The 26,575-nt window shown below is 66.2% G+C and carries 24 protein-coding genes; 22 read left to right on the forward strand and 2 right to left on the reverse strand.

Translation table 11 applies throughout. The features are described from left to right. The 10 genes from IB258_RS29080 to IB258_RS29125 all read left to right on the forward strand — a co-directional run. A partial coding sequence (locus IB258_RS29080; RefSeq protein ID WP_225590552.1) for a toxin co-regulated pilus biosynthesis Q family protein occupies window positions 1-389 on the forward strand: 389 nt, incomplete at its 5' end. Next, window positions 386-1,972, forward strand: a complete 1,587-nt coding sequence (locus tag IB258_RS29085) for a type II secretion system protein GspD (protein ID WP_175162555.1) — start codon at window positions 386-388, stop codon at window positions 1,970-1,972. The genes IB258_RS29080 and IB258_RS29085, both read left to right, overlap by 4 nt. Before the next feature lie 2 nt (window positions 1,973-1,974). Continuing rightward, complete coding sequence (locus IB258_RS29090; protein ID WP_225590553.1) at window positions 1,975-3,297, forward strand: hypothetical protein; 1,323 nt, start codon at window positions 1,975-1,977, stop codon at window positions 3,295-3,297. After that, on the forward strand, window positions 3,284-3,781 hold the full coding sequence (locus tag IB258_RS29095; protein ID WP_192331017.1) for a hypothetical protein: 498 nt from the start codon (window positions 3,284-3,286) through the stop codon (window positions 3,779-3,781). The genes IB258_RS29090 and IB258_RS29095 overlap by 14 nt, the downstream gene beginning before the upstream one ends. Continuing rightward, window positions 3,778-5,529, forward strand: coding sequence for an ATPase, T2SS/T4P/T4SS family (locus IB258_RS29100; RefSeq protein WP_192353546.1), 1,752 nt, complete (start codon window positions 3,778-3,780; stop codon window positions 5,527-5,529). The genes IB258_RS29095 and IB258_RS29100 overlap by 4 nt, the downstream gene beginning before the upstream one ends. After that, entirely contained in the window at window positions 5,522-6,658 is a 1,137-nt protein-coding gene (locus tag IB258_RS29105; RefSeq protein ID WP_225590554.1) for a general secretion pathway protein, read from the forward strand. Before IB258_RS29100 ends, IB258_RS29105 begins: the two co-directional genes overlap by 8 nt. 61 nt (window positions 6,659-6,719) lie before the next feature. Next, window positions 6,720-7,340, forward strand: a complete 621-nt coding sequence (locus IB258_RS29110; RefSeq protein ID WP_054458681.1) for a type 4 pilus major pilin — start codon at window positions 6,720-6,722, stop codon at window positions 7,338-7,340. 44 nt (window positions 7,341-7,384) lie between these two features. Then, entirely contained in the window at window positions 7,385-8,395 is a 1,011-nt protein-coding gene (locus IB258_RS29115; RefSeq protein ID WP_370539863.1) for a prepilin, read from the forward strand. Window positions 8,396-8,476: 81 nt separating this feature from the next. Further along, window positions 8,477-11,101 (forward strand): alanine--tRNA ligase, encoded by a 2,625-nt coding sequence (alaS, locus tag IB258_RS29120; RefSeq protein ID WP_054458677.1) that lies wholly within the window; start codon window positions 8,477-8,479, stop codon window positions 11,099-11,101. After that, window positions 11,101-11,370, forward strand: a complete 270-nt coding sequence (locus tag IB258_RS29125; protein WP_119450750.1) for a sulfurtransferase TusA family protein — start codon at window positions 11,101-11,103, stop codon at window positions 11,368-11,370. Before alaS ends, IB258_RS29125 begins: the two co-directional genes overlap by 1 nt. A 72-nt stretch (window positions 11,371-11,442) precedes the next feature. Here the strand turns inward: IB258_RS29125 and IB258_RS29130 are convergent, their stop codons facing one another. Continuing rightward, window positions 11,443-12,024: a hypothetical protein gene (locus IB258_RS29130; protein WP_054458674.1), complete on the reverse strand. Its 582-nt coding sequence runs from the start codon at window positions 12,022-12,024 to the stop codon at window positions 11,443-11,445. A 423-nt stretch (window positions 12,025-12,447) separates the two neighbouring features. Between IB258_RS29130 and rpsP the strand changes: the two genes are divergently transcribed. From rpsP to trmD, 3 genes are all read left to right on the forward strand, one after another. Next, entirely contained in the window at window positions 12,448-12,708 is a 261-nt protein-coding gene (rpsP, locus tag IB258_RS29135) for a 30S ribosomal protein S16 (RefSeq protein WP_054458672.1), read from the forward strand. Between the two features lie 89 nt (window positions 12,709-12,797). Continuing rightward, window positions 12,798-13,415 carry a ribosome maturation factor RimM gene (rimM, locus tag IB258_RS29140; protein ID WP_054458671.1) on the forward strand — a complete coding sequence of 206 codons (618 nt, stop codon included), beginning with the start codon at window positions 12,798-12,800 and terminating at the stop codon, window positions 13,413-13,415. Further along, window positions 13,415-14,239 carry a tRNA (guanosine(37)-N1)-methyltransferase TrmD gene (trmD, locus tag IB258_RS29145; RefSeq protein WP_054458669.1) on the forward strand — a complete coding sequence of 275 codons (825 nt, stop codon included), beginning with the start codon at window positions 13,415-13,417 and terminating at the stop codon, window positions 14,237-14,239. Before rimM ends, trmD begins: the two co-directional genes overlap by 1 nt. 76 nt (window positions 14,240-14,315) lie before the next feature. Here trmD and IB258_RS29150 read toward each other — a convergent pair whose 3' ends face one another. Next, entirely contained in the window at window positions 14,316-17,210 is a 2,895-nt protein-coding gene (locus tag IB258_RS29150; protein ID WP_054458667.1) for a valine--tRNA ligase, read from the reverse strand. A 341-nt stretch (window positions 17,211-17,551) separates the two neighbouring features. Here IB258_RS29150 and ndk point away from each other — a divergent pair, with 341 nt between their 5' ends. From ndk to hisC, 9 genes are read left to right on the forward strand one after another with little or no spacing between them, the layout of a single operon-like run. After that, on the forward strand, window positions 17,552-17,977 hold the full coding sequence (gene ndk, locus IB258_RS29155) for a nucleoside-diphosphate kinase (RefSeq protein WP_006393972.1): 426 nt from the start codon (window positions 17,552-17,554) through the stop codon (window positions 17,975-17,977). A gap of 44 nt (window positions 17,978-18,021) precedes the next feature. Then, a complete protein-coding gene (gene rlmN, locus IB258_RS29160; RefSeq protein WP_054458665.1) occupies window positions 18,022-19,176 on the forward strand; it encodes a 23S rRNA (adenine(2503)-C(2))-methyltransferase RlmN in 1,155 nt (384 codons plus the stop codon). Next, complete coding sequence (locus IB258_RS29165) at window positions 19,173-19,667, forward strand: helix-turn-helix transcriptional regulator (protein WP_054458663.1); 495 nt, start codon at window positions 19,173-19,175, stop codon at window positions 19,665-19,667. The genes rlmN and IB258_RS29165 overlap by 4 nt, the downstream gene beginning before the upstream one ends. A 16-nt stretch (window positions 19,668-19,683) precedes the next feature. Then, complete coding sequence (gene ispG, locus IB258_RS29170) at window positions 19,684-20,970, forward strand: flavodoxin-dependent (E)-4-hydroxy-3-methylbut-2-enyl-diphosphate synthase (protein ID WP_054458661.1); 1,287 nt, start codon at window positions 19,684-19,686, stop codon at window positions 20,968-20,970. A 54-nt stretch (window positions 20,971-21,024) separates the two neighbouring features. Further along, window positions 21,025-22,311, forward strand: a complete 1,287-nt coding sequence (gene hisS / locus IB258_RS29175; RefSeq protein ID WP_119450758.1) for a histidine--tRNA ligase — start codon at window positions 21,025-21,027, stop codon at window positions 22,309-22,311. A gap of 3 nt (window positions 22,312-22,314) precedes the next feature. Beyond that, window positions 22,315-22,953 carry a tetratricopeptide repeat protein gene (locus IB258_RS29180; protein WP_192353548.1) on the forward strand — a complete coding sequence of 213 codons (639 nt, stop codon included), beginning with the start codon at window positions 22,315-22,317 and terminating at the stop codon, window positions 22,951-22,953. Window positions 22,954-22,958: 5 nt separating this feature from the next. Beyond that, window positions 22,959-24,116: an outer membrane protein assembly factor BamB gene (gene bamB / locus IB258_RS29185; RefSeq protein WP_054458655.1), complete on the forward strand. Its 1,158-nt coding sequence runs from the start codon at window positions 22,959-22,961 to the stop codon at window positions 24,114-24,116. A 25-nt stretch (window positions 24,117-24,141) separates the two neighbouring features. Then, window positions 24,142-25,494, forward strand: coding sequence for a ribosome biogenesis GTPase Der (der, locus tag IB258_RS29190; protein ID WP_054458654.1), 1,353 nt, complete (start codon window positions 24,142-24,144; stop codon window positions 25,492-25,494). Window positions 25,495-25,497: 3 nt separating this feature from the next. Further along, complete coding sequence (gene hisC, locus IB258_RS29195) at window positions 25,498-26,571, forward strand: histidinol-phosphate transaminase (RefSeq protein WP_125473267.1); 1,074 nt, start codon at window positions 25,498-25,500, stop codon at window positions 26,569-26,571. The last annotated feature ends 4 nt before the right edge of the window (window positions 26,572-26,575 follow it).

Raw genomic sequence — 26,575 nt, forward strand, 5'->3', positions numbered from 1 at the left:
CCGCCGGGCCGTTGGCGGGCGCGGCTCCCGCCGCGGGCGTTGCGTCGGCCCCGGCCGCCGGCGTCGCATCGGCGCCGGTCTCAGCGCCGCAGCCCGTCTACCGCGCGGCGCCGCCGGACGCCACGCTGCGTGCCGTGCTGGCGCGCTGGTCGGATCTGGCGGGCTGGACCTTCCAGCCGCAGCACTGGGCCGTGGACGTGGACATTCCCTTGTCGGCAACGGCCGAATTCTCCGGCGACTTCAAGTCGGCCGTGCGCGAACTGCTGGGCGCCACGGAACTCGCCGAAAGGCCCCTGCAGCCATGCTTCTACGGCAACCGGGTCCTGCGCGTGGTGCCATTGGCACAGTCCTGCACGCGCATGGCTGCGCCAGGAGGGGCCGCGACATGATGCGCAAACTGTTCTTGAGTGCGGCGGCCTGCGGAGTATTGGGCGGCTGCGCGGTGTCGCAGCAGGTTGCGGACCAGCGCCGCGCGGCGAACGCGCGTCAAGCCCAGGTGGCCGCCAGCCATCAGGCCTTCACCGAAGGATTGTCGGATCGCGCCAAGCGCGTCGCGGCCCAGGATGTCGCCATGCCTTGGCTTGCCGGCAAACCGCAGCCGCTGGCGCGAGAAGTGGCGCTGCCGCCCGCATTGCGCGAGAACCTGCGGACAACCTTGATACTGGCCGACGACGCCGATCTGCCGATGCTGGCCCAGCGCCTGAGCGCCGCCACCGGCATTGCAGTGCGAGTGCGTCCCGACGCCTTGCTGCCGCTGGAGTTGTTCCTGCCTCGGCTGGCCGTCAATGGCGCATTGTCCGTGCCGGCCCCCGCCAGCCTGGAGATCCGCGCGGGCGCGCAGCCGCTGGCCGACTTGCTCGACACGCTGGCCGCGCGCTTCTCGGTGCATTGGCGCTACGAGCACAACGCGCTCGAGTTCTACCGCACCGAGACTCGTGTGTTTGATTTGCGCGCGCTGTCGCTGAGCAGCAAAGTGGACGTGCGCCTGGGCCGCGAAGGCAGCCCCGAGGGCGAAGGCTTCGAGAGCACGTCCAATACCTCCCTATCGGCGGGACAGCATGACGCGATGGCCGTCCTGCGCGCCAACATCGTGCCGTTCCTCACACGTTCCGGCGTGGTCGCCGAAGCGGTCGAGGGCTCCACTTCGATTGTCGTCACGGATACGCCCGAAGCGCTCGAGCGCGTCGCCCGCTACCTCGAGCGCGAGAACAAGGCGCTGACCCGTCGGGTGCGGCTGGTGTTCGAGGAAATCACGGTCGTTGCCAACGACGCCGTTTCGGGCGGCATCGACTGGAACATCGTCTACGCCGCGGCGGGAGCGGCGGCGCGGTTGTCGGTGCCTGGAGCCGGATCGGGCGGGGGCAGCCTGGAGGCTTCCGCGGCCAGGGGGCCATACCAAGGCTCTCAGGCCATCATCTCCGCGCTCAGCACCATGGGCGCGGTCGTGCGGCACAACAAGGTGCCCATCCTGACCCTGAACCGTCGTCCGGTTACGCATGCGGTAAGAACGACATTCAGCTACATCGACCGGGTGCAGAGCACTGCGGTCCCAGGCACCACGGCGGGGGGCGCCAACGGTACGCTGCCCGCGGTATCCATCAGCCAAAAGGAAGAAACAGTAGGTTCGTTCCTGACGCTGTTGCCGGACATCCAGGAGGACGGCCAGATCCTGTTGTCGCTGGCCTACGACAACGCGGTTGCCCAGCCCCTGAAGACCATCACGTTCGGCGAGCGCGGCAACCAGGTGCAGGTCCAGCAGGTCACGATCGACGGCAACGGCACGGTGCAGCAGGTCGAGCTGCGCCCCGGCCAGCCCATTATCGTTTCCGGTTTCGACCGCGGCCAGGAACAGCATGACCGCCAGCGGCTTGCGCCGAGTCTGCCGCTCATCACTGGCGGCCTGGACAGCGCCGCCTCGGAACGCACGACAACCCTGGTACTGGTAACCGCCCAGGTCGAGGAAGGGTACTAGGCATGGAACGCGTCCCTCCCACCTTGTTGCTTGAGGTTCCAGATACTGGCCGCAGCCTGGCGTTCGGCCTGCGCTGGTTCGCCCTGATCGGCTCCAACATTCCCGCGCTGGCCCGTTCGCGCGGGCGCCGCCTGCGGGCCAGCCACTATGTCGTGGGCGGGGCGCCGGCCATGGTGGCCGGCTATGGCCGCGTGCGCTCATCGTGGCGCAGCGGTCCGCGGGCGGGGCGGCGCAGGCAGGGGCACATCCAGGCTGCCGCGCAGTTGTACGCCTTGTTGTATCCGGACGGAGGCCATAGCCTGATCAGCCTGCCGGGCGGCGGGCATTGGCTGGTGGCGGCGCAGCGCGGCACCGTGCTGTCGCAGGCGGACAGGGTATACGCCACGCTCGACGAAGCCTTGCGTGAACAGGCGTTGTTGTGCGCCCGGCGCCCCGCGTTGCAGGCGCGGGACGCCGAGGAGGCCTGGGCCTTGCTGATGCAGGCGGCGGACCCGGCCGCGCAGTTGGTCATCTTGTCCTCGCGCTGGGCTGAACTGCCGCTCGCGTTCCGCTTGTTCCTGGCCTGCGTCGCGCTTGCCGCTGTCGCTCCGCCCATATGGGACGCTCTGCCCGCGCTGAGACCGGACCGCGCATCGCCCGATTCGGCCGCTGCGCAGGACCTCCCGCCGCAGCGGGATCCGCATCTGACCCTGCTGCAAAACACTGTGGCCCATGCTCCCGCCGAAGTTGCACGCTTGCTGGACGGCGTCGGCAAGCTGCCCATACAGGTGCGCGGTTGGGCGCTGAGCCGCGCGCGCTGCCTTGCCGGGGAGCAGGCGTGGAACTGCTCCGCGGTCTATATCAGGGCGCACCCGCAGGCGGCCAACGATGTGCTGCACGCGCTGCGGCCCGCAGGCTGGCAGGTGACATTCCAGCCGCTGGAAGAAGCCACGCTGTCATGGCGCATGGCGTCCTCGCCGGTGATGCTTGCGGACCTGGCGCTGCCCTCATCGCTGCAGGTTGATACCGGGCTGATCGCTGCGCTGCAACGCATGCGGGCGGCGTTTACGTCGGTGATCCTCGCGGCCGCGTTGCCGCTGCCGTTGCCAGTGCAGTCTCAACCCGTCGCGGGCCAAATCGACGCCCCGATGCCGTTGCAACCTGCCATTCGCAGCCGCGCCATCACCTTGCGGGGGCCGCTGCGTTCCTTCGCGCTTCTGGACGGTGCCGTCGCGGCGGCCAGATGGTCCCGCCTGTCGCTGGACATCCAGGCGCAACCCCGGCCCACATTGGTTTCCAGCACGCTGGTAGCCGAACTACAGGGAGAACTTTATGAACAGGAATAGGGGCGCCGCCACGCGCCCGAATCCCGCGGCAGGATTCATCGGGCGTCTGCTCTTGTCGGCCGCATTGGTTCCGGCCGCTCATGGCCAACCGTCACCGCAAAGCGCCGACGAACCGCGGCCCTGGCCAGAGACGGAAACCGTGCGCGCCTTGCTGCGCGCGGATGCTGCGGCCGCCCTGGCGGACTGCCGCGTCCCCGGCCTGTGCCGTCCCGGACCCGAGTCCGTGGCGCAGGCGACGCCGCCCGCCAAGGCATCGGACGATATCCGGGTGATGGCGATCTTCGGCCTCGCGCGCCGCTTGAGCGCCGATATCGCCGTCAATGGCGCCGTGCTCCGCTACCAGGCGGGCAGGGGCGAACCCGTCGCGGGAGCTGTCGATGGCCGCGCCTATCAGCTGCTGGCCATCGACGACAGTTGCGTAAGGCTGCGCCGCGGCGATACCGAACGCACCGCCTGCGTCGATGCGGGCAGGGGACGGCCATGACTGTGCATGCCTTGCCGTCCGTCGCGGCGCATCGCGCGGTGGCGCTTTCCTCGGCGGCGGCTTGGGAGCCGCCTCAGCTTCAAACAGCCGACGACATCGCCCGTCTGCAGCCCGCGTTCGCGCGTGCGCTGGGGCGCGATTTCGATCTTGCGGCGCTCGCGGGCAGGCTGTGCCCCGTGTTGCTCGAAAGCGGCGAGGTCGCCGTGTTCGCGGTCAAGGACTACACGGAGGGCGACCAGATCGAAGAGGTCGAGCGCATGGTGCGGGCGCGCGGTTACCGGCTGGCGCAAGTGTCGCGCTATCAGTTGCCCGCGCCGCTGCTGCTGATGATCGCACGCGGCCAGCTGGCGGAGCCAGCGTGCGCCGGGCGCGGCAAGGAGCGGCAGGAAGAGCGCGCCTCGGCCCTCGCCGCAATGTTCCTGGATATCGTGCGCTGGGGCGTGGCGCAAGGAGCGAGCGACGTGCACATCAACGTCAACCGGCGGCGCGCTGCCTGCGAGATCCGCTACACCATCGGTGGGGAATACGTCAGTACGGAACGCTTTGCGGGCCTGTCCAATGCGACGCTGCTGGAGGTCCTGGCGGTGGCCTGGATGGATGTCAGGGGAGGCAACGGCGCGGTGTTCGACCCGGCGCTGGAGCAGCAAGGGCGCATCGGGCTGGACATCGATGGCGTGCCTATCGTGCTGCGCTGGGCCTCGTTGGCCGCCGATGCCGGCCCCTCGGTCTGCTTGCGCATCTTGCGGCTGGACGCGACCGCCAACGCCGATCTCCTCGCGTTGGGCTATCTGCCCACGCAGGTCGAAACGCTGGCGCGGGCGCGCGAACGCGAGGGCGGGGCCATCGTGCTGGCGGGCGTGGTTGGCTCCGGCAAGTCAACCACCATCGCGACGCTGATGCGGGGCATCGCGCCCACGCGCAAGGCCATCACGCTGGAAGATCCGGTCGAATACGTCATCGACAACGCCTTGCAGAATACCCTGGGAGGCGCTCTGGCCGAATCCGCCTGGCCCGCGTTCGACGCCAAGCTCAAGACCATCAAGCGCTCGGCGATGAACGATCTGCTGATCGGCGAGATCCGGGACGCCGATACCGGCCGTGCGTTCATGGATCTGGCCGGCTCGGGCGTCAGCCTGTACACCACCACCCACGCCGCGGGCGCCGTGCTGATACCCGAACGCCTGGCGTCGGATTCGATCGGCGTGTCGCGCGATTTTCTGGCTACGCCAGGCATCCTCAAGTTGCTGGTCTACCAGACCTTGCTGCCGCGCTTGTGCAGCCATTGCTCGCTGCCCGTGGACAGTCTGTGGTCCAGATCCGCCGGGAGCGGTAAACGTCCCGAATGGCAGGCATGGTTGAAACGGCTGCAGCATGAGTTCCTGCTGGATCCTGGCGCGCTCCGGGTCAGGAATGCCGCAGGTTGCAGCGCTTGCAGGCGCCCGCAATTGCCTGAGTTGAACGGCATCGCAGGCCGTAGCGTGGCGGCGGAAATGCTCGAGCCCGAGCGCGTCGACGGCTTTCTTGAGCGGGTGCGTACGCGCGATAACGTGGGGCTCAAGCGCCAGGCCGAGGCTGCCGGGCCCACCGCCTGGCGCAGCGAGGCCGCGCGCGGCGCGCTAGCGCGGGACTGCGCCCTGTACAAGGTCAGCCGTGGCGAGGTCGATCCCCGCGTGCTGCTGCGCCGCTTCGACTTTCCAGCAGTCTTGCCTGCGCAGAGCGCTGGACCCGGCGGGGGCGGCCATGGCTGAGCCGCTGTTGGCGCGACCCTTCCTCGGCCTGCCTTCGGGTCGCACGCTGTCGCTGCGCCTGGACGCGCTGCGCTTTCGTGCGGGGCGAGCGGACTACTACGAGTATCTGGCCGACCTGGTCGAAGGAACGCAGGGCCGTAAGAATTTGCGCGACGTCTTCGAGGACGATGCGCGCCGTCATGGCGAGGATACCGTGCGCGGCCGGCTGTCGAGGCATTGGGCGGGCATGTATCTGGAGGCCGGCGGCGATCTGGGCGTGGCCTGGACGGACACGCTGCCGTCCAGCGAATGCGTGCTGCTCAGCTGCGTGCAGGAAGAAGGCGGCGATCTGTCCGCCGCGTTGCGGGACGTGGCAAGGGCTGTACGGCTGGCGTCGGATGCGTGGCTGGCGCTGGTCTCGGCCGCGGCGGCCGGCCTTGCGGCGGCAGCCGTCGCATTCGCCTTGCTGTGCGCCATTCCTTTTTTCAGCGTGCCGCGCTTGCAGCAGGTGTTCCAGGCCGTGCCGGCGGAGGAGTACGGCCGCATGACCCGCGCGCTGTTCGCGCTGTCCCAAGGCCTGAGGCAATGGCTGGCCCTGTGGCTGGTGCTGTTGTTGGGCCTGGCCTTGCTGTGCCTGTGGTCGCTGCCGCGCTACACGGGCGCTGCGCGGCCGCGGCTGGACCGCTGGCTGCTCTGGAGGCTCTACCGCGATTTCCACGCCATCCGCTTTCTTGCGTTGCTGGCCGTGCTGGTCAGGCAGCACGGCGCGGCCGACACCCGCCTCAGGCGAGCCCTGGCCGTGCAGGCCCGGGATACGGTTCCCTGGATGCATGCGCATCTGCTGGACATGCTGGGACGGATAGACGGCGGCCAGACGGGGCCGGAGATTTTCGGCACAGGGCTGCTGGACGCGGATACCTGGTGGTACATGGCCGACATGATGGACGCTCTGGGCATGGAGGCCGGGCTTGCGCAGGTGCGGCTGCGCGTCGAGTCGCGCCTGCTGGCGCGGGTGCGTCGTCAAGCGTCGGTGTTGCGCTGGGCATTGCTGCTCACGTCCGTGGCCGGCGTGCTGGGCATCACGCTCTGGCATTACGCCGTGATCGACGAACTGCGCCAGGCGTTGACCAATTTCTATGCAAGCCAATAGGGGCTGCATCAGGCATGCGGCGCTTATCCGCCTGCGTGCTTTTTTCACGAGGAGAGCAAGCATGCACCAAGTCCACGCAATCCCATTACGCGCCAAGCGGCAGCGGGGCTTTTCATTGATGGAGGTGTCCATCGTCACCGCCATCGTCCTGTTGATCGCGATCGTTGGCATTCCGGCCATTGGCGCCTATGTCGTGGAGAACAAGGTTCCCAAAGTGGGCGAGGAACTGCAGCGTTTCATCGCCAGCATGAAGACCAATGCGCAAGGCGGCGGGGTCACGCCCTATGCCGGTCTGGACACGGGCGCCATGGCCAATGCGCTGCGGGAATCCAGCGTCCTGGCCGTCGACGGGACAGGGGGCGCGGCGCGCATTGCCCATGGCTTGGGCGGCAGCGGCGTCGGAGGCAATGGGGTGGTCGAGGTCGCCGCCGCCTCGTTCGGCAGCGCGGGGCAGGGTTCCGCATTCTCCATCAAGCTGACCAACGTCAGCCAGGCAGCATGCCCGTCGCTCGCCTCGGTGCTGCAGCGGATGTCCGAGACCATCTCGATAGGCGGCGGGGGAGGCGGCCTCCGGGTCGTGAAGGACGCGTTCGCGACGCCCAGCGTGCCCTACCGCGCGGCCTTGGCTCAGGCCCAATGCAGCCCGGGCGACGTCAACACCTTTGTGTTCCTCGCAAAATGAGCCGGCTCGCGCGTATCCCGGCTGCTCGATCGCAGCGTGTTGCCGTGCGGTTGCGTCAACGCGGCTTTTCGTTGCCGGGCTTGGTGGTGGCGCTGGCCTTGAGCGCCATGGCGGCCATCTGGGCCTCAGGCCAGGTGGTGCAGCGGATCGAGGATGCCGCTGCCCGTGCCGCCGGCGTATGGCTGACGCAGATCCGCCTGGCGGTAACGGCGGTGCTGGCGCGGCACTCCACCATTCTCGCTCAAGGAGACGTGCCCCGCAGCGAACAGGGGAGTCCGCTGTTCGCGGATCCACTGGCGCCCACCGTGGGTGAATTGCGCGGACTGGGGCTGTTGCCCGCCGATTTTCCCGACCGTTCCGCCCTGGGCTTCTCGGCTCAGATCCGGATCGCGCGCTCGCAGGCGTGCCCTGGCGAACGTTGCCGGATGGACGGACTGGTCTACAGCGCCACGCCTCTGATCAAAACGGGGACGCAAACGCCGGACCTGACCGCCATCGCCGCCGTGATCGATGCCGTTGGCGGCTACGCCGGGGCGGTGTGGCCGGCGACGCCGGGTCTGGTGCGCGGCGCGGCATTCAGTTTCGCCAATCCCCTGGCGTCCGGCGGGCCGGCCTATGCGCCGGGCACGCTCGCCCTGTGGGCGGGAGCCGGGACCGGCGGGCCGGATCTGGAGCGCTATGTCCGGATACGGGATACGCGCGATCCGCAGCTGCAGGGTGAACTGAGCGTTGCATCCTCGGCGCAGGTCGGCTCCTATCTGACGGTCGGCGCTCGCGCCAGCGTGGGGCAGTCATGTGGCGTCTCGTCCGGCACCATAGCCACCTCGGCACAGGGGGAACTGCTGACCTGCCAGTCCCAGGTCTGGGCACCGGCAAGCGGCGGCTTCGGCGGGGCGTTCAGCCTCAATTTCCCGTTTGGTTGCAACCGTTCCACAGTGAATCCCCGCACCGGCGCTTGCTCCTGCCCTGGCGGCTATACGCCCGTGGCAGTTTCCGGGCGGGACGATTGGAACGAGGCGATGGGCCGGACCACAGGTTACGTCTGCGTGCGCTGAGGCTGCCGTGCGGCCTCTTTTCCTGGGATGCCCGCCAACCCTCTATAATCAAAAATTCGCCTAAATTCTGCTTCGCCCACGATGAAATCCTCCGAGATTCGCCAGCAGTTTCTGCAATTCTTCAAGTCCAAGGGACACACCATTGTTCCCTCGTCGTCGCTCGTCCCCGGCAACGACCCGACCTTGCTCTTCACCAATTCGGGCATGGTCCAGTTCAAGGACGTCTTCACGGGCAAGGAATCGCGGTCCTATACGCGCGCCACGTCGTCGCAGCGCAGCGTGCGCGCCGGCGGCAAGCACAATGACCTGGAGAACGTGGGCTACACCGCCCGCCACCATACGTTCTTCGAAATGCTGGGCAATTTCAGCTTCGGCGACTACTTCAAGCGCGACGCCATCCAGTACGCCTGGGAGCTGTTGACCCAGGTCTACAAGCTGCCCGCCGAGAAGCTCTGGGTCACCGTCTACCAGGAAGACGACGAAGCCTACGACATCTGGGCCAAGGAAGTCGGCGTGCCGACCGAGCGCATCATCCGCATCGGCGACAACAAGGGCGCGCGCTACGCCTCGGACAACTTCTGGCAGATGGCGGACACCGGTCCTTGCGGCCCGTGCTCGGAAATCTTCTATGACCACGGTCCTGAAATCTGGGGCGGCCCCCCGGGATCGCCCGAGGAAGACGGCGACCGCTACATCGAGATCTGGAACCTGGTTTTCATGCAGTTCGAACGCGATGCCGCCGGCAATATGCCGCGCCTGCCGCGTCCCTGTGTCGATACCGGCATGGGCCTGGAACGCATCGCCGCCGTGCTGCAAGGCGTGCATTCCAACTACGAAATCGATCTGTTCCAGCACTTGATCGCCGCCGCTGCGCGCGAAACCGGCATCAAGAACCTGGAAGACAATTCGCTCAAGGTCATCGCCGACCACATCCGCGCCTGCTCGTTCCTGATCGTCGACGGCGTGATTCCCAGCAACGAAGGCCGCGGCTATGTGCTGCGCCGCATCGTCCGCCGCGCGCTGCGCCACGGCTACAAGCTGGGCCAGACCAAGCCGTTCTTCCATCGCCTGGTGCCGGACCTGGTCGCCGAAATGGGCGAGGCCTATCCGGAACTGGCGGCCACGGCCGACCGCGTCGCCCAGGTGCTCAAGCAGGAAGAAGAGCGCTTCGGCGAAACGCTGGAACACGGCATGCGCATCCTCGACTCGGCCCTGGCCAACGTGCCCAAGGGCGGTCAGCTGGACGGCACGACCCTCTTCACGCTGTATGACACCTACGGGTTCCCGGTGGACCTGACGGCCGACATCTGCCGTGAACGCGAAGTGGATGTGGACATGGCCGGCTTCGAGGTCGCCATGGAGCGCCAGCGCGACCAGGCGCGCGCCGCCGGCAAGTTCAAGATGGCCGAAGGCTTGAGCTACGAAGGCGCGGACACGCGCTTCGAAGGCTACGAAAAGCTCGAGCTGGATGGCGTCAAGGTCACGGCCCTGTACGTCGACGGCACGCAGGTGCAGCAGGTCAAGGCGGGCCAGAGCGCGGTCGTCGTGCTGGACGCCACGCCGTTCTACGCGGAGTCGGGTGGCCAGGTTGGGGACACCGGCCTGCTGGAAGCCGACGGCGTGCGTTTCGCCGTGGCCGACACCCTGAAGATCCAGGCCGGCGTTTTCGGCCATCACGGCGAACTGGAGTCCGGCACGCTGTCCGTGGGCGATACGCTGCTTGCCCGCGTGGACGCCGTCCGCCGCGCCCGCACCGTGCGCAACCACTCGGCCACCCATCTGATGCACAAGGCGCTGCGCCAGGTGCTGGGCGCGCACGTGCAGCAGCGCGGTTCGCTGGTGGATCCGGACAAGACCCGCTTCGACTTCGCCCAGGACGCCCCGCTGACGGCCGAGCAGATCGCGCGCGTCGAAGCCATCGTCAACGCCGAGATCCTGGCCAACCAGCCTACCGTGGCGCAGGTCATGGGCTATGACGACGCGGTCAAGGGCGGCGCCATGGCGCTGTTCGGCGAAAAATACGGCGACACCGTCCGCGTGCTCGATATCGGCTTCTCGCGCGAACTCTGCGGTGGCACGCACGTCAGCCGCACGGGCGACATCGGCCTGTTCAAGATCGTGTCCGAAGGCGGCGTGGCCGCGGGCGTGCGCCGCGTCGAAGCCATCACCGGCGACAACGCGCTGGCCTGGGTGCAGAACCAGAATGCCTTGCTGACCCAGGTTGCCGGCATGCTGCGCAGCACGCCGGCGGATCTGCCGGCGCGCATCGCGCAGGTGCAGGAACAGGTCAAGAGCCTCGAAAAGGATCTGGAACAGTCGCGCAACAAGCTTGCCGCCAGCGCCGGCAACGACCTGGCGACCAGCGCCGCGGTTGAGGTCAAGGGCATCAAGGTCCTGGCTGCCAGCATCGGCGATGTGGACCCCAAGGCCTTGCGCGGCATGGTCGACAACCTCAAGGACCGCCTGAAGCCCGCGGTCGTGCTGCTGGCCACGGGTTCGGCCGACGGCAAGATCAGCGTGGTGGGCGGCGTCACCGCCGACCTGACCGGCCGTGTCAAGGCGGGCGACCTGGTTGGTTTCGTGGCGGCCCAGGTGGGCGGCAAGGGTGGCGGCCGTCCGGACATGGCCATGGGCGGCGGCACCGACCTGGCGGCCTTGCCCGCGGCGATCGCCAGCGTGCAGAAATGGGTGGACGAGCGTCTGTGATGAGCGGCGCGGATACCAGTCTTGATGGCGGCGCGCAGGCGCCGTCCTTCGAGCAGGAAGTCGACGCCAGCGGCTTGACCTGCCCGCTGCCCATCCTGCGCGCCAAGAAGGCCTTGGCGCAGATGGCCAGCGGCGAAGTGTTGCGCGTCATCACCACGGATCGCAACGCAATCCGCGACTTCCAGGCCTTTGCCCGCCAGACGGGCAATGCGCTGGTCGCACAACAGGAGGTCGACGGCCGCGGAGTGCATTTCCTGCGGCGGCGCTGACCGTAGCCAGCAGTACTCCCCATGCGAAAGGCCCGCCGCAAGGCGGGCCTTTTCTCATGGGGAGAGTGCCGATTACTTGCGGATGGCGGCGGCGACAGCCCGGGTGATCGTGAAGTCCACCAGATCGCCTTCTTTCAATTGCTGCAGGCGCGCCTGCAAGGCGGGATCCTGGACCTGGATGGTGCGCATGCCCCCTTGCGGTCCCTTCAATGTCACCAGGTTGGCGCTCTTGTTGATGTGCCAGATTTCGGCGGTGATGGTGGTCTGGCGCCCGGCTGCGCCGCCGGGCATGGCTCCCTTGGCGTTGCGGGTTGCCGCGGTTTCGGTCTTCACTTCCGGAATGCCGGACCCGGCCGGGCGTACGTCCACCGCCACCGACTCGTAGTAGTCGAGGGTCAGCGTGTCGCCAGGCTTGATCTGCTGGAAGTTGCGGACATTGGGGCCAGCCTGGATGTCCACGCTATTGCCGTTTTCGCCTTGCAGCGTGATGGTCCGGGTGGCTGGATCCACTGCGGTGACCTTGCCGGAGGCGGTCGTCAGGGCGGCGCCCACGACTCGGGCCGAGGCGGCAAGCGGCATGGCCAACGTACCCGCCAGCAAGCCCGCCAGGGCCAGGCGCGCAACAGGGGTGAAGACTGATTTCTGGTTCTTCATGGTGGTGCACCCTCCGGTTAGAGGAAGTTGGGGAAAAAACGCCGAAAAAATGGGGGAGCAGGTGGCCGAAAGGCCGCCCTCAGGGGGATGGTTTGAAGCCGGTGCGGTGGCGGCGCCGTGGACAGGCGGCAGGGAAGATCAAAGCGCGGGGTCTTGCGTAGGTCGACATAAAACCGATCTCCTCAATCGGGTTATTTCTTCACACGCACTGAGTTCTGACGCACTAAGACAAGCAAGAGCGGAGCAGGGCGGCTACACTTCGAACTGCGGCGCGGGCCCCGGCCCGTGTTTGTAGAATACCCGGATGTGGTGTTTTAGGATACAAATCGCGCCGCTACGCACAATTCAGCACTGCCATTTGCCAGCCGGCCTGTTTAAGTGCTAGAATTTCCCGTTTTTCACAACTAATTCAAGGGATTACCTATGGTGGTGATTCGCCTGGCCCGCGGTGGGTCCAAGAAGCGTCCGTTTTACAACCTGGTGGCCACCGATTCGCGTAACCGTCGCGACGGCCGTTTCATCGAGCGCGTGGGTTTCTACAACCCCGTAGCCAGCGAAGGCACGGAAGCCCTGCGCATTGCGCTGGATCGCGTGCAGCACTGGACCAGCAACGGCGCCCAACTGTCGCCCGCTGTCGAGCGTCTGGTCAAAGAATACTCGGCCAAGGTTTCCGCCGCGGCTTAATTGCCCGCGTCGCAGACCAAGCCCTGAGCTTTACCGCGCTTTAAAAGCTGCCATTCATAGCTGCTTCATAGTTACCAAGAGCACGATACATGCCTGATGCCGCAACCTCCAACGCGGCGCCGACGGATTTGATCGAGCTGGGCCGCATCAGTGCAGCCTACGGTGTGAAAGGCTGGGTCAAAGTGCAGCCGCATTCGGCCAATGCCGAAGTGCTGCTCTCAGCATCTCAATGGTGGTTGACTCGCCCTGTGCCTGAATTGGCGCGGGGCGTTGTCGCGTCTGCGCCTGTCGCATACAAGGTCGTGCAAGTCCGTTCGCAAGGGGCCACCGTGGTGGCCCAGTTGGCGGGCATTGCGGATCGCGATCAGGCCGAAGCCCTGCGCGGTTGTTCCGTGCAGGCGCCGCGGGGATCCTTCCCTGCGCCAGAGGAAGACGAATACTACTGGGTCGATCTCATCGGTTGCGCGCTGTACACCAGCGCCGACGGTGAGCCTGCGCTCTTGGGCGTGGTCGACGAGGTTCTCGACAACGGCGCTCATGCCGTGCTGAGGGTCTTGCGCCAGAAGGCTGGGGCTGAAGGCCCCGAGCCCGTCCTGAACGCCAAGGGCCGGCCCGCCGAAATGCTTGTTCCGTTCGTGCGCGCGCACATACACGCCGTCGATCTGTCAGCTCGCCGCATAGACAGCGACTGGCCGGCGGATATTTGATGCGTATAGACGTCGTTACGCTCTTTCCCGAAATGTTCGGGGTAGTGCGGGACCTGGGTGTCACCGGCCGGGCGCATGCCCAGGGCCGGTGGTCCCTGCATGCCTGGAATCCCCGTGATTTCACGCACGACGTGCACCGTACCGTGGACGACCGCCCCTACGGCGGCGGCCCCGGCATGGTGATGATGGCGGGGCCTCTGGAAGCCGCCGTCAACGCCGCCCAGGACGCGCGCGCCGCGCTAGGCCTGGGTCGCGCCCCTGTCGCGCTGCTGGCTCCGGTCGGCCGGCGCTACGATCAGGCGGGCGCCGAATCCCTGGCGGCAAGCGAGGGGCTCATCCTCATTTGCGGCCGCTACGAAGGCGTGGACCAGCGCTTCATTGCGCGCTGCGTCACGCAGGAAATCTCGCTGGGCGATTTCGTGCTGTCTGGCGGAGAGATCGCCGCGCTCGCCGTGATCGACGCCGCCGTGCGGCTGTTGCCCGGCGTGCTCAACGATGGCGAGTCCGCGCTGCAGGATTCGTTCAACGACGCCTTGTCTGGCCTGCTGGACAGTCCGCACTACACGCGCCCCGAAGTTTACGAAGGCGAGCCCGTGCCCGGGCCCTTGCTTAGCGGGCATCACGCGAACATCGCCCGCTGGCGGCGTGAGCGTTCGCTGGAGTTGACCGCGGCGCGGCGTCCTGAATTGATCGAGGCTGCTCGCGAAAAAGGGGCGCTCACCCTGGCCGACGAGCGTTATCTGGCCGAGCTGGCGGGCAAGCCGCTGCCGGAACCAGCCAAGCGGCGCCGGCCATCCCGGCCCAAGCCGCCCGCGACTTCCTGACGCTTCCTTTTCGGATGAAATAAAAAACCCCGGAACAACGTTCCGGGGTTTTTTGTTTCCAGTGCTGGGATGGGGCTTAGTTGCCCAGCTTGGCGCGCTGTTCACGCACCTTGTCCAGGGTTTCGCCGAACTGCGCCATGCGCGCCTTTTCCTGTTCGACCACGGCGGCCGGCGCACGTTCGACGAAGCTGGCGTTCGACAGCTTGCCGTTGGCCTTGGCGATTTCGCCTTCCAGGCGCGCGATTTCCTTGTCCAGGCGCACGCGTTCCGCTGCTACGTCGATTTCGACGTGCAGCATCAGGCGGCTGCCGCCCACGACCTGGACCGGCGCGCCGGCGTCGGGCAGGGCGTCGAGCACCTCGACCTGGCTCAGCTTGGCCAGCGCAGCCAGGTATGGCGCGTTGCGGGTGAGGGTGGGGGCATCGCCCTGCGCGCACAGCGGCACCTTCTGGGCGGGCGACAGGTTCATTTCGCCGCGCAGCGCACGCACGGCTTCGACCTGCGCCTTCAGTTCGGCCACGTCGGCTTCGGCGGCGGTGTCGATCGCGGCGGGGTTGGCCTGCGGGTAGGGCTGGACGCTGACGCTGTCGGCGACGCCTTCCTTGCGCTTGCCGGCCACCAGCGACACCTTTTGCCAGAGCTCTTCCGTGATGAACGGAATGATCGGGTGCGCCAGGCGCAGCACGCCTTCCAGGACGCGGATCAGCGTGCGGCGCGTGCCCAGTTGCTGGGCCGGCGTGCCGGTCTGGATCTGGACCTTGGCCAGTTCCAGGTACCAGTCGCAGTACTCGTCCCACACGTAGCGGTAAAGCGAATTGGCGATGTTGTCGAAGCGGTAGTCGGCAAAGCCGCGCGCCACGTCGGCTTCCAGCGCTTGCAGCTGGCTGACGATCCAGCGGTCCACAAAGGATGTTTCGCCGGTTTCCGGGCCAGTCAGATCGTGGCCTTCGGTGTTCATCAGCACGAAGCGCGTGGCGTTCCACAGCTTGTTGCAGAAGTTGCGGTAGCCCTCGCAGCGCTTCAGGTCGAAGTTGATGTTGCGACCCAGCGTGGCGTAAGCCGCCATGGTGAAGCGCAGCGCGTCGGTGCCGAAGGCCGGGATGCCGTCCGGATATTGGCGGCGGGTGGCCTTTTCGATGGCGCCGGCCTGCTTCGGATTCATCAGGCCGTAGGTGCGCTTGACCACCAGGCCGTCCAGGTCGATGCCGTCGATCAGGTCGACCGGATCCAGCGTGTTGCCCTTGGATTTGCTCATCTTCTGGCCGTCCGCGTCGCGGATCAGGCCGTGCACGTAGACGTGCTTGAACGGGATGTGGCCGGTCAGGTGGGTGGTCAGCATCACCATGCGCGCCACCCAGAAGAAGATGATGTCAAAGCCCGTGACCAGCACGCTGGACGGCAGGTAACGCTGCAGGTCCGGCGTGTTTTCCGGCCAGCCCAGCGTGGTGAAGGGAACCAGGCCCGACGAGAACCAGGTGTCCAGCACGTCCGGGTCGCGCTTGAGCTCACCAGTCACGCCGGCCGCGCGGGCCTGCGCCGTGGCTTCGGCTTCGTCGTGCGCGACGAAGACCTGGCCGTCTTCCGAGTACCAGGCCGGAATCTGGTGGCCCCACCAGAGCTGGCGCGAAATGCACCAGTCCTGGATGTTGTTGAGCCACTGGTTGTAGATGGTGGTCCAGTTGTCCGGATAGAACTGGATGCGGCCGTCGGCCACGACTTCCAGTGCAACCTCGGTAATGCTCTTGCCCGGATTCAGCGTGCCTTCGGGGGCGGGCTTGCTCATCGCCACGAACCACTGGTCCGTCAGCATCGGCTCCAGCACGACGCCGGTGCGGTCGCCCTTGGGCTGCATCATCTTATGCGCCTCGACCTTGACCAGATAGCCTTCGGCTTCCAGTTGCGCGACCACGGCCTTGCGGGCCACGTAGCGCTCCATGCCCTGGAACTGCGCGGGGCCGTTCTCGTTGATGTGGGCATCCAGCGTGAAGATCACGATCATGGGCAGATCGTGGCGCAGCGCGCAGGCGTAGTCGTTGAAGTCGTGGGCGCCAGTGATCTTCACGCAGCCCGTGCCGAACTCGGGGTCGACGAAATCATCGGCGATGATGGGAATGTTGCGGTCGCACAGCGGCAGTTCGACAAGCTTGCCGACCAGGTGCTTGTAGCGCGGGTCTTCGGGGTGCACGCACAGCGCGCCGTCGGCCAGCATGGTCTCTGGGCGGGTGGTCGCGATGGTCAGGCCGCGCAGCGTGACGGTCTGGCCGTCCTTGTCGACGATGGTTTGCGGACCGTCGACGAAGGGGTAAAGGATGTGCCACATGTGGCCGTCGGTTTCCTCGGAAACCACTTCCAGGTCGGATACGGCCGTCAGCAGCTTCGGATCCCAGTTGACCAGGCGCTTGCCGCGGTAGATCAGTCCCTGTTTATGCAGGCGCACGAAGGTTTCCACCACGCCACGCGACATGCGGTCGTCCATGGTGAAGTACTCGCGCGGCCAGTCGGCCGAAGCGCCCAGGCGGCGGACCTGGCTGGTGATCGCGTTGCCGGATTTTTCCTTCCATTCCCACACTTTTTCCACGAATTTCTCGCGGCCGAGGTCGTGGCGGGAAACCTTCTCGGCGTCCAGCTGTCTTTCAACCACGATCTGCGTGGCGATGCCGGCGTGGTCGGTGCCGGGGATGAATACGGTGTCGTCGCCCAGCATGCGGTGGTAGCGCACCAGGCCGTCCATGATGGTCTGGTTGAAGGCGTGGCCCATGTGCAGGGTGCCCGTCACGTTGGGCGGCGGGAACTGGATGACGTAGGGCTGGCTTTCGGTCCCCGTTTTTACATGCTGGCCCGCCTGGAAGTACCCACGCTTGTCCCACTCGGCGTACCAGCGGGATTCCAGCGCGGAGGGTTCGAAGCTCTTGGAGAGTTCCTGGGTATCGCTCGCGGCGTTCGCGGCGTTCGGGGGAGCAGCTTGAGTCATTGCAGGGTTCCGGCAAACAGGGGCGCCCGGGCTAGGGACGCGGGCGGCAAACCGCACATTTTAAGATGTAATGCGGTCTTCTCAGCGTGTTAGAATACCGGGTTACTGTAAACCTTTTAGAAGTCCCTGAATTCATTGAGGATTCCGGGTGAGTCCGACAGGTAGGCAGTGTCGAATCCCTGCCTTGGACCAGTGGTTCGGGACGGCCCGAAACATGCATTCGTTTCGGACCGCCCCGTGCGCCAACAGCGCGATGACGCTTCAAGGGTGACACCGACAAGCGCAGATCCACGCCAGGCAATTCACAGAAACCAAGTCAGAAATCAGTTTTTGGAGTTCTTATGTCCATTCAACGCACCCTCTCGATCATCAAGCCCGACGCCGTCGCCAAGAACGTCATCGGCCAGATCGTCGGCCGTTTCGAACAAGCCGGCCTGAAGGTCATCGCCGCCCGCCTGGCCCAGCTGTCGCGCGCCGACGCCGAGCGTTTCTACGCCGTGCACAAGGAACGCCCCTTCTTCAAGGACCTGGTCGACTTCATGATCTCCGGCCCGGTGTTCGTGCAAGTGCTGGAAGGTGAAGACGCCATCCTGAAGAACCGCGACCTGATGGGCGCCACCGACCCCAAGAAGGCGGCTCCTGGCACCATCCGCGCCGACTTCGCCGACAGCATCGACGCCAACGCCGTGCACGGCTCGGACGCTCCGGAAACGGCCGCTGTCGAAGTCGCTTTCTTCTTCCCCGAAATCAACATCCACAGCCGTTGATTCTCGCGGAACATCTGTTCTAGCTTTTGAGTTTTACCCAGGTCATGGAATCCGTCGAACGAATCAATCTGCTGGGGCTTGACGGCTCCGCCCTGTCCGAACTGGTCGGAAAGTGGGGCGGCAAGCCGTTTCGGGCCCGCCAGTTGCAGCGCTGGATGCACCAGCGCGGCGCCGATTCGTTCGACGCCATGACCGACCTGGCCCGCGAATTCCGCGGCCAGCTTGCGCAGCACTGCCGCATCGAGGCTTTGCCCGTCAACATCGAGCAGCGCTCGACCGACGGCACCCGCAAGTGGCTGTTCGACGTGGGACAGGGCAATGCCATCGAGACCGTCTTCATTCCCGAGGACGACCGCGGCACGCTATGCATTTCCAGCCAGGCCGGATGCGTGGTGAACTGCCGCTTCTGCTCGACCGGGCACCAAGGCTTCAACCGCAACCTGAAGACCAGCGAGATCATCGGCCAGCTGTGGTGGGCCAAGCGCGTGCTGGAGGCCGACATCGGCACCGCCCGCCTGGAAAGCGCCCGCGCCACCGAAGACACCCGCGTCATCAGCAACGTGGTCATGATGGGCATGGGCGAACCCCTGCTCAACTACGACCAGGTCCTGCCCGCCTTGCGCCTGATGCTGGACGACAATGCCTATGGCCTGTCGCGCCGCCGCGTCACCGTATCCACCTCCGGCGTGGTCCCCATGATGGACCGCCTGTCGCAGGACTGTCCCGTGGCCCTGGCCGTGTCCCTGCATGCGCCGAACGATGCGCTGCGCGACGAGCTGGTGCCGCTGAACAAGAAATATCCGCTGAAGGAGTTGCTGGCGGCCTGCGAACGTTATCTGGCGTTCGCCCCGCGCGACTTCATCACTTTTGAATACTGCATGCTGGACGGCATCAACGATACCGACCAGCACGCCAAGGAACTGATCCAAATTGCACGCCAGCTGCGCTGCAAGCTCAATCTGATCCCGTTCAATCCCTTTCCCGAGTCCGGCCTGAAGCGCTCGAACTCGGCGCGGGTGAAGGTGTTTGCGCAGCGTCTGATGGACGCCGGCATCATCACCACCGTCCGCAAGACCCGGGGTGACGATATCGATGCGGCCTGTGGCCAACTGGCCGGAGAAGTGCGCGACCGTACCCGGATCACCGAACGGAACGCCGCACAGCGCCAGACCATACCAATTAAACAGGTGCACGCATGACGCAGGATTTCGCTTCGGCAGTTTCAGAAACGCCCGCAGGCGCTGCGGGAGGCATCGGCTCGGCATTGCGCGCGCTGCGCCAGTCCAAGGGCTGGTCGCTCGACGAAGTGTCCAGCCGCATCAAGTTTTCCACGAAGCAGATCGAAGCCCTGGAAAACGAGCAGTGGGCCAACCTGCCCACCGGCGTTTCGCTGCGCGGCCTGGTACGCAACTATGCGCGTCTGCTGGGCGCGGACTCGCAAACCATCGTCGATTCGCTCGACCCCAAGGCGCGCGTCACCGGCCCGGTGAAGCTCAGCCCGGGCGCGCTGCATTCGGCGCATTCCATTCCCCAGTCCGGCGCCGACGACGACCGTTCGTCCTCGACCTCCTGGGGCTGGCTCATTGCCATCGTGCTGGTGCTGGCCGCCGGCGTGGCGTATGCCTTCTGGCAAGGCTGGCTGCCGCAGCACTGGCTGCCGTCGGACTGGCTGCCGAAGTCGACCAAGTAACAACCCGGTTCCACCGATGCAAGAATCCTCTCTGCCTTGCCAGGATGCCCCGCCTCCCTCCGTGGGGGCGGCTGAACGCCGCGCCACGCGTTCGGTGGCGGTGAAGTGGGGCGACCGTGTCGTGAAGATCGGCGGCGACGCCCCGGTCGTGGTCCAGTCCATGACCAACACCGACACGGCGGACGCCATTGCCACCGCCATCCAGGTCAAGGAGCTGGCCCAGGCCGGCTCCGAGCTGGTGCGGATCACGGTGAACACCCCTGAAGCCGCGCGTGAAGTCATCGCCATCCGCGAACAGCTCGACCGCATGGGCGTGAACGTGCCGCTGGTGGGCGATTTCCACTACAACGGCCACAAGCTGCTGACCCAGTTCCCGGAATGCGCGCAAGCGCTGTCCAAGTACCGTATCAACCCCGGCAACATGGGCGGGGGCAAGCGCCGCGACGACAACTTCGCGCAGATGATCGAAGTGGCCTGCCGCTACGACAAGCCGGTGCGCATCGGCGTGAACTGGGGCAGCCTGGATCACGAACTGATGGCGCGCAAGATGGACGAGAACAACCTGCGCGCCCAACCGTGGGAAGCGCAGGCCGTGATGCGCGACGCCTTGGTGGTGTCCGCCATCAGCAACGCACAGCGCGCCGAAGAACTTGGTCTGCGGCGCGACGCGATCATCCTGTCCTGCAAGGTCAGCCACGTGCAGGACCTGATCGCGGTCTATCGCGACCTGTCCGCGCGTTGCGACTACCCGCTGCATCTGGGCCTGACCGAAGCCGGCATGGGCAGCAAGGGCATCGTGGCCTCCACCGCCGCGCTGGCCGTGCTGCTGCAGCAGGGCATCGGCGACACCATCCGCATCTCGCTCACGCCCGAACCCGGCGGCGACCGCAGCCGCGAAGCGATCGTGGCGCAGGAAATCCTGCAGACCATGGGTCTGCGCGCGTTCACGCCCATGGTCGTCGCCTGCCCCGGCTGCGGCCGCACCAGCAGCACGTTCTTCCAGGAACTGGCCGACAGCATCCAGACCTACCTGCGTCGCCAGATGCCGCTCTGGCGCGCCCAGTATCCCGGCGTCGAAAGCATGAACGTCGCAGTCATGGGCTGTGTGGTCAACGGGCCGGGCGAAAGCCGCCATGCCGATATCGGCATCAGCCTGCCCGGCACTGGCGAAGTGCCGGCGGCGCCGGTGTTCGTCGACGGCGAACGCACGGTCACGCTCAAGGGCGACCATATTGCCGAAGAGTTCCAGGCCATTGTCGAAGACTACGTCGCGCGCCGCTATGGCGCGCCTGCCTCTCACTAAAGTAAGGGTGTGGCTGCTAGCGCGCTTGCCGGCGCGCGATGCGGCATGATCAAGATGACTCAAGCTTTCCAGAAAGTCGCCGCCATACGCGGCATGAATGATCTGTTGCCAGGGGCCAGCGCCCGCTGGGAGCAATTCGAGGAAATCGTGCGCGGCTGGCTGCGCGGCTACGGCTATCGCAATGTGCGTACGCCCGTGCTTGAGCATACGCGCCTGTTCGCGCGCGGCATCGGCGAAGTGACCGATATCGTCGAAAAAGAGATGTACACCTTCACCGATGCGCTCAACGGCGAATCGCTGACCATGCGTCCGGAAATGACCGCGGGCATCGTGCGCGCGTCCATCGAGCACAACCTGCTCTATGACCGCCCGCAGCGCGTCTATTCCATCGGCCCCGTGTTCCGCCACGAGCGCCCACAGCGCGGCCGCTACCGCCAGTTCCACCAGATCGACGTCGAGGCCCTGGGCTTTGCCGGTCCCGACGTGGACGCCGAACTCATCGTCATGCTGGCCCGCCTCTGGAAGCTGCTGGGCCTGACCGACGTGCGCCTGGAGCTGAATTCGCTGGGCCAGCCGGCCGAGCGTGCCGCTCACCGCGCCGCCCTGATCGAGCACCTGGAAAAGCACCGCGACATCCTGGACGAAGACGGCCAGCGCCGCATGTACAGCAACCCGCTGCGCGTCCTCGACACCAAGAACCCCGCCATGCAGGAAATGGCCGACAGCGCGCCGCGCCTGTTCGACTTCCTGGGCGAGGAGTCGCGCGCGCACTTCGACGGCGTGTGCCAGCGCCTGGCCGACGCCGGTATCGAATATCGCCTGAATCCGCGCCTGGTGCGCGGGCTGGACTACTACAACCTCACGGTGTTCGAGTGGGTCACCGACCGCCTCGGGTCCCAGGGCACCGTGTGCGGCGGCGGCCGCTACGACGGCCTGATCGAGCTGCTGGGCGGCAAGCCCGCGCCCGCGGTGGGCTTTGCAATCGGCATGGAGCGCCTGCTGGACCTTTGGGAGCAGAGCGTGCAGGTGGAACAGCCGGCCGAGTGCGACGTCTACGTCGTGCACCAAGGCGAAGAGGCGCAGCGCCTGGCCGCCCGGGTCGGTGAAGACCTGCGCGATGCCGGCCTGTCGGTCATCGTGCATGCGGGTCCCGCAAGCTTCAAGTCGCAATTCAAGCGCGCCGATGCCAGCGGCGCCCGTGTTGCGGTTATTCTTGGCGCCGACGAAGTGGCTGCGCAGACGGCCAGCGTCAAGTTCCTGCGCGCCGAGGCGCAGGGCGAATCGGCCCAACAGCAAGTCCCGTTGGCGGGATTGGCCGACGTATTGAATAACAAGGGTTAATGCATGGCATACGATCTCGAAGAACAGGAAAAACTCGACGCAATCAAGGCGTGGTGGGCGCGCTACGGCACCCTGGTGGTCACGCTGGTGGCGGCGGTGGCGCTGGCCTGGGGCGGCTGGTGGGGCTGGAAGGCCTACCAATCGCACCGCGCCAACCAGGCCATGGGCTACTTCGAAGCGCTGGAAGACGCGGCGCGCCTGGGTGGCGCCGATTCCTCGGTCCGCATCAAGACCGCCGCGGCCACGCTGCGCGAGCAGTATCCGTCCACCGGCTACGCCGCGCGCGGCGCGCTGGTGGCGGCCCAGGCGCTGCAGGCCCAAAAGGATGACGCCGGCGCCCGCGAGCAGCTGGAATGGCTGGCTGCCCAGGGCAAGAACCCGTCGATGCAGTCGGTGGCGCGCCTGCGCCTGGCCGGCATGCTGCTGGACCAGAAGCAATACGATGCCGCCCTGGCGCAGCTGAACAACCCGCCGGCAGCCTTCGCCGCCTTGTACGCGGATCGCCGCGGCGATATCCTCGCCGCGCAGGGCAAGCGCGAGGAAGCGCGCGCCGCCTGGCAAAGCGCCATCGATGGCCTGGGTATGGCAAATCCCTTGACCCAGGTTGTGCAACTGAAACTGGATGCCCTGAGCGGAGCGTGACTGTAATGCGTAAATTTGCACCTGGCCGTACGTGGCGTGGCGCCGTTTGCCTGGCGGGCTTGCTCGCCCTGGGCGGATGCGGCATGTTCTCCCATGATGACGGCCGCTACGATCCCGCGCCCCTGACCGAATACAAGGCCGGCATGTCCGTGCGCCAGGTCTGGAGCGTCTCGGTCGGCAGCGGTTCCGGACTGGGCTTTGCGCCCACGGTGTTGGGCGACGCCATCTACGCCGCCACGCCCGATGGTTCGGTCGGCAAATTCGACCTGCAAAGCGGCCGCGCCATCTGGAAGGCCAGTGTCGACGGCAAGTTGTCCGCCGGCGCCGGCAGCGATGGCACCACCACCGCTGTGGCCTCGCCGAACGGCGACGTCATTGCCTTTGACGACACCGGCAAGGTGAAGTGGAAGGTTCGTGCCACCAGCGATGTGACCATTCCGCCCGTCGTGGGCTATGGCATCGTCGTGGTCCGCAGCGGCGACTACCGCATCCAGGCCTTCGACGCCAACAGCGGCGAACGCGTCTGGAACGTGCAGCGTCCCGGCCCCTCGCTGGCTCTGCGCAGCGTGTCGCAGATGGTCCTGGCGGAAGGCCTGGTCATTACCGGCCTGCCGGGCGGCAAACTGATGGCCATTGCCTCCAATAGTGGTAACGTGCAATGGGAAGGCACCGTGGCGACGCCGCGCGGCGCCAGCGACCTGGAGCGCCTGACCGACGTGGTCGGTGCGCCCCGTATCGCGGGCAATCTGCTTTGCGGCGTGGCCTACCAGGGACGTATCGTCTGCTTCGACGTCACGGCCGGCGGCCGCCCGATGTGGGCCAAGGACTTCTCCAGCGTCAGCGGCCTGTCGCTGGACGAGCGCTTCGCCTATGCGGCGGACCAGAACAGCGTGATCAACGCTTTTGCGCTGGATAATGGCGGCAACGTCTGGAAGCAGGCGGCCTTGAAGAACCGCCAGGTCACCGCGCCCGCCATGCTCGGCGGTGCGTTGGCAGTGGGCGACCTGGACGGCTACGTGCATTTCCTGTCGCGCAGCGACGGCAGCCTGATGGCGCGCCTGTCGGTGGGCGGTGGTCCAGTGGTTTCGCCGCCGCAGACTACTTCCCAAGGTGTGCTGGTCCAGACGGGTAATGGCAACCTCGTCCTGATCGGCGCCAACTAAAACCTATAGAACAAAGCCTTACACCGTGTCTTTCAAGCCTGTCGTCGCCCTGGTCGGCCGCCCCAATGTGGGGAAGTCGACCCTATTCAACCGCCTGACGCGATCGCGCGCCGCGCTGGTGGCCGATTACTCCGGCCTGACCCGCGATCGCCATTACGGCGAGGGCAGGGTAGGCGAGATCCCCTTCATCGTCATCGATACCGGTGGTTTCGAGCCCGTCGCCAAGGACGGCATCCTGCTGGAGATGGCCCGCCAGACCCGGCAGGCCATCGCCGAGGCCGATGTCGTGGTGTTCCTGGTTGATGCCCGTGCGGGCATCAATGCCCATGACCACGAAATCGCCCAGCTGCTGCGCAAGTCCGGGCAGCAGCGCGTGTTGCTGGCGGTGAACAAGGCGGAAGGCATGGGCGCCAGCGGCGCCATTTCCGAGTTCCATGAGCTCGGGCTGGGTCAGCCTTATCCGATTTCCGCGGCGCACGGCGATGGCATCGTCGACCTGATCGAGTTGGCGCTCCAGGACCTGGCCGAGCCGCCCGCCGAGGAAGACGCATTCGAAGAGGCTGAGCACGATCACCGCATCAAGCTGGCCATCGTCGGCCGTCCCAACGTGGGCAAGTCCACGCTCATCAATACCCTGATGGGCGAAGAGCGCGTGATCGCGTTCGACATGCCGGGCACGACCCGCGACGCCATCGAGATCGACTTCGAGCGCGACGGCCGCCGCTACACGCTGATCGATACCGCAGGCCTGCGCAAGCGCGGCAAGGTATTCGAGGCGGTCGAGAAGTTCTCCGTCATCAAGACGCTGCAGGCCATCGAGGCCAGCAACGTCGTGCTGCTGATGCTGGACGCGCAGACCGAGATCTCCGAGCAGGATGCGCACATTGCAGGCTTCGTGCTGGAAACGGGCCGCGCCGTGGTCGTGGCCATCAACAAATGGGATGGCCTGGACGGCGAAGCCAAGGAACGCATCGAACGCGAATTCCAGCGCAAGCTGCGCTTCCTGTCGTTCGCGCGCATGCACACCATTTCGGCGCTGCGCGGGCAGGGCGTGAAGCCCTTGCTCAAGTCGATCAACGCGGCGCACGCCGCGGCGTTCGCCAAGCTGTCCACGCCCAAGCTGACGCGCGAGCTGCAGATCGCTGTCGAACAGCAGCAGCCGCCCCGCAAGGGCATCTTCCGTCCCAAGATGCGCTATGCGCACCAGGGCGGTCAGAACCCGCCGCTGGTCGTCATCCACGGCAATGCGCTGGACGCCATTCCGGACTCCTATCGCCGCTACCTGGAAACGCGCTTCCGCAATGCGTTCGACCTGGCCGGTACGCCGCTGCGCATCGAATTCAAGTCTTCGCACAACCCCTACACGCAGGAAAGCTGATCCATGAGCCGCTTCTGGAGTCCCGTGGTCGGGACGCTCAGTCCGTATGTTCCGGGCGAGCAGCCCAAGCTTCAGAATCTGGTCAAGTTGAACACCAACGAGCATCCTTACGGCCCGTCGCCCAGGGTGCTCGACGCGATCCGCTCGGCCTGCGACGACACCCTTAAGCTCTATCCGGATCCTTCGTCCGACCGCCTGCGGCAGGCCATCGCCGGCACGGTCGGTGTGCAGCCGGGCCAGGTCTTCGTGGGCAACGGCTCCGACGAAGTGCTGGCGCATGTCTTCCTGGCGTTGCTCAAGCATGAACGCCCGCTGCGCTTTCCGGACATTACCTACAGCTTCTATCCGGTCTATTGCGGCCTGTACGGCATCCAGTACGAAACGGTGCCGCTGACGGCCGATTTCAGCATCGCAGTCGAAGACTATCTGCCCGGCGCCAAGGGGCAGGCGGGCGCCATCATCTTCCCGAATCCCAATGCGCCCACCGGCCGCGCCCTCAGCGCGGCGGAGGTCGAGCGCATCGTGGCCGGCAATCCCGACGCGGTCGTCGTGGTGGATGAGGCCTACGTGGATTTTGGCGGAGAGTCCGTCATTCCTTTGGTGGACCGCTACGACAATCTGCTGGTGGTGCAGACGCTGTCCAAGTCGCGTTCGCTGGCGGGCTTGCGCGTCGGTTTTGCCGTAGGCAGCGCCGAACTCATCGACGGGCTTGAGCGTGTAAAGAACAGTTTCAACTCCTACCCCATCGACCGCCTTGCCTCTGCGGGAGCGGTGGCGGCCCTGGAGGACGTGGAGTACTTTGAACGCACCCGCCAGGCCGTGATCGACACCCGTTCGCGGATGACGGGGGGGCTGCAGTCCCTGGGCTTCGAGGTGCTGCCCTCGGCCGCGAACTTCGTGTTCGCACGGCACCCCAACAAGGATGCCGCCGGTCTGGCTGCCGCCTTGCGCGAGCGCAGCATCATCGTGCGTCATTTCCGCCATGAACGCATCGATCAATTTTTGCGAATTACCGTGGGCACCGACGAGCAGTGCGAACTGCTGTTGAAGGCGCTTGCGGAGGTCCTGCAGGCTTGAGCGG

Source organism: Achromobacter sp. ACM02 (assembly GCF_014851605.1).
GTDB classification, from domain to species: Bacteria; Pseudomonadota; Gammaproteobacteria; order Burkholderiales; family Burkholderiaceae_B; genus Achromobacter; species Achromobacter aegrifaciens.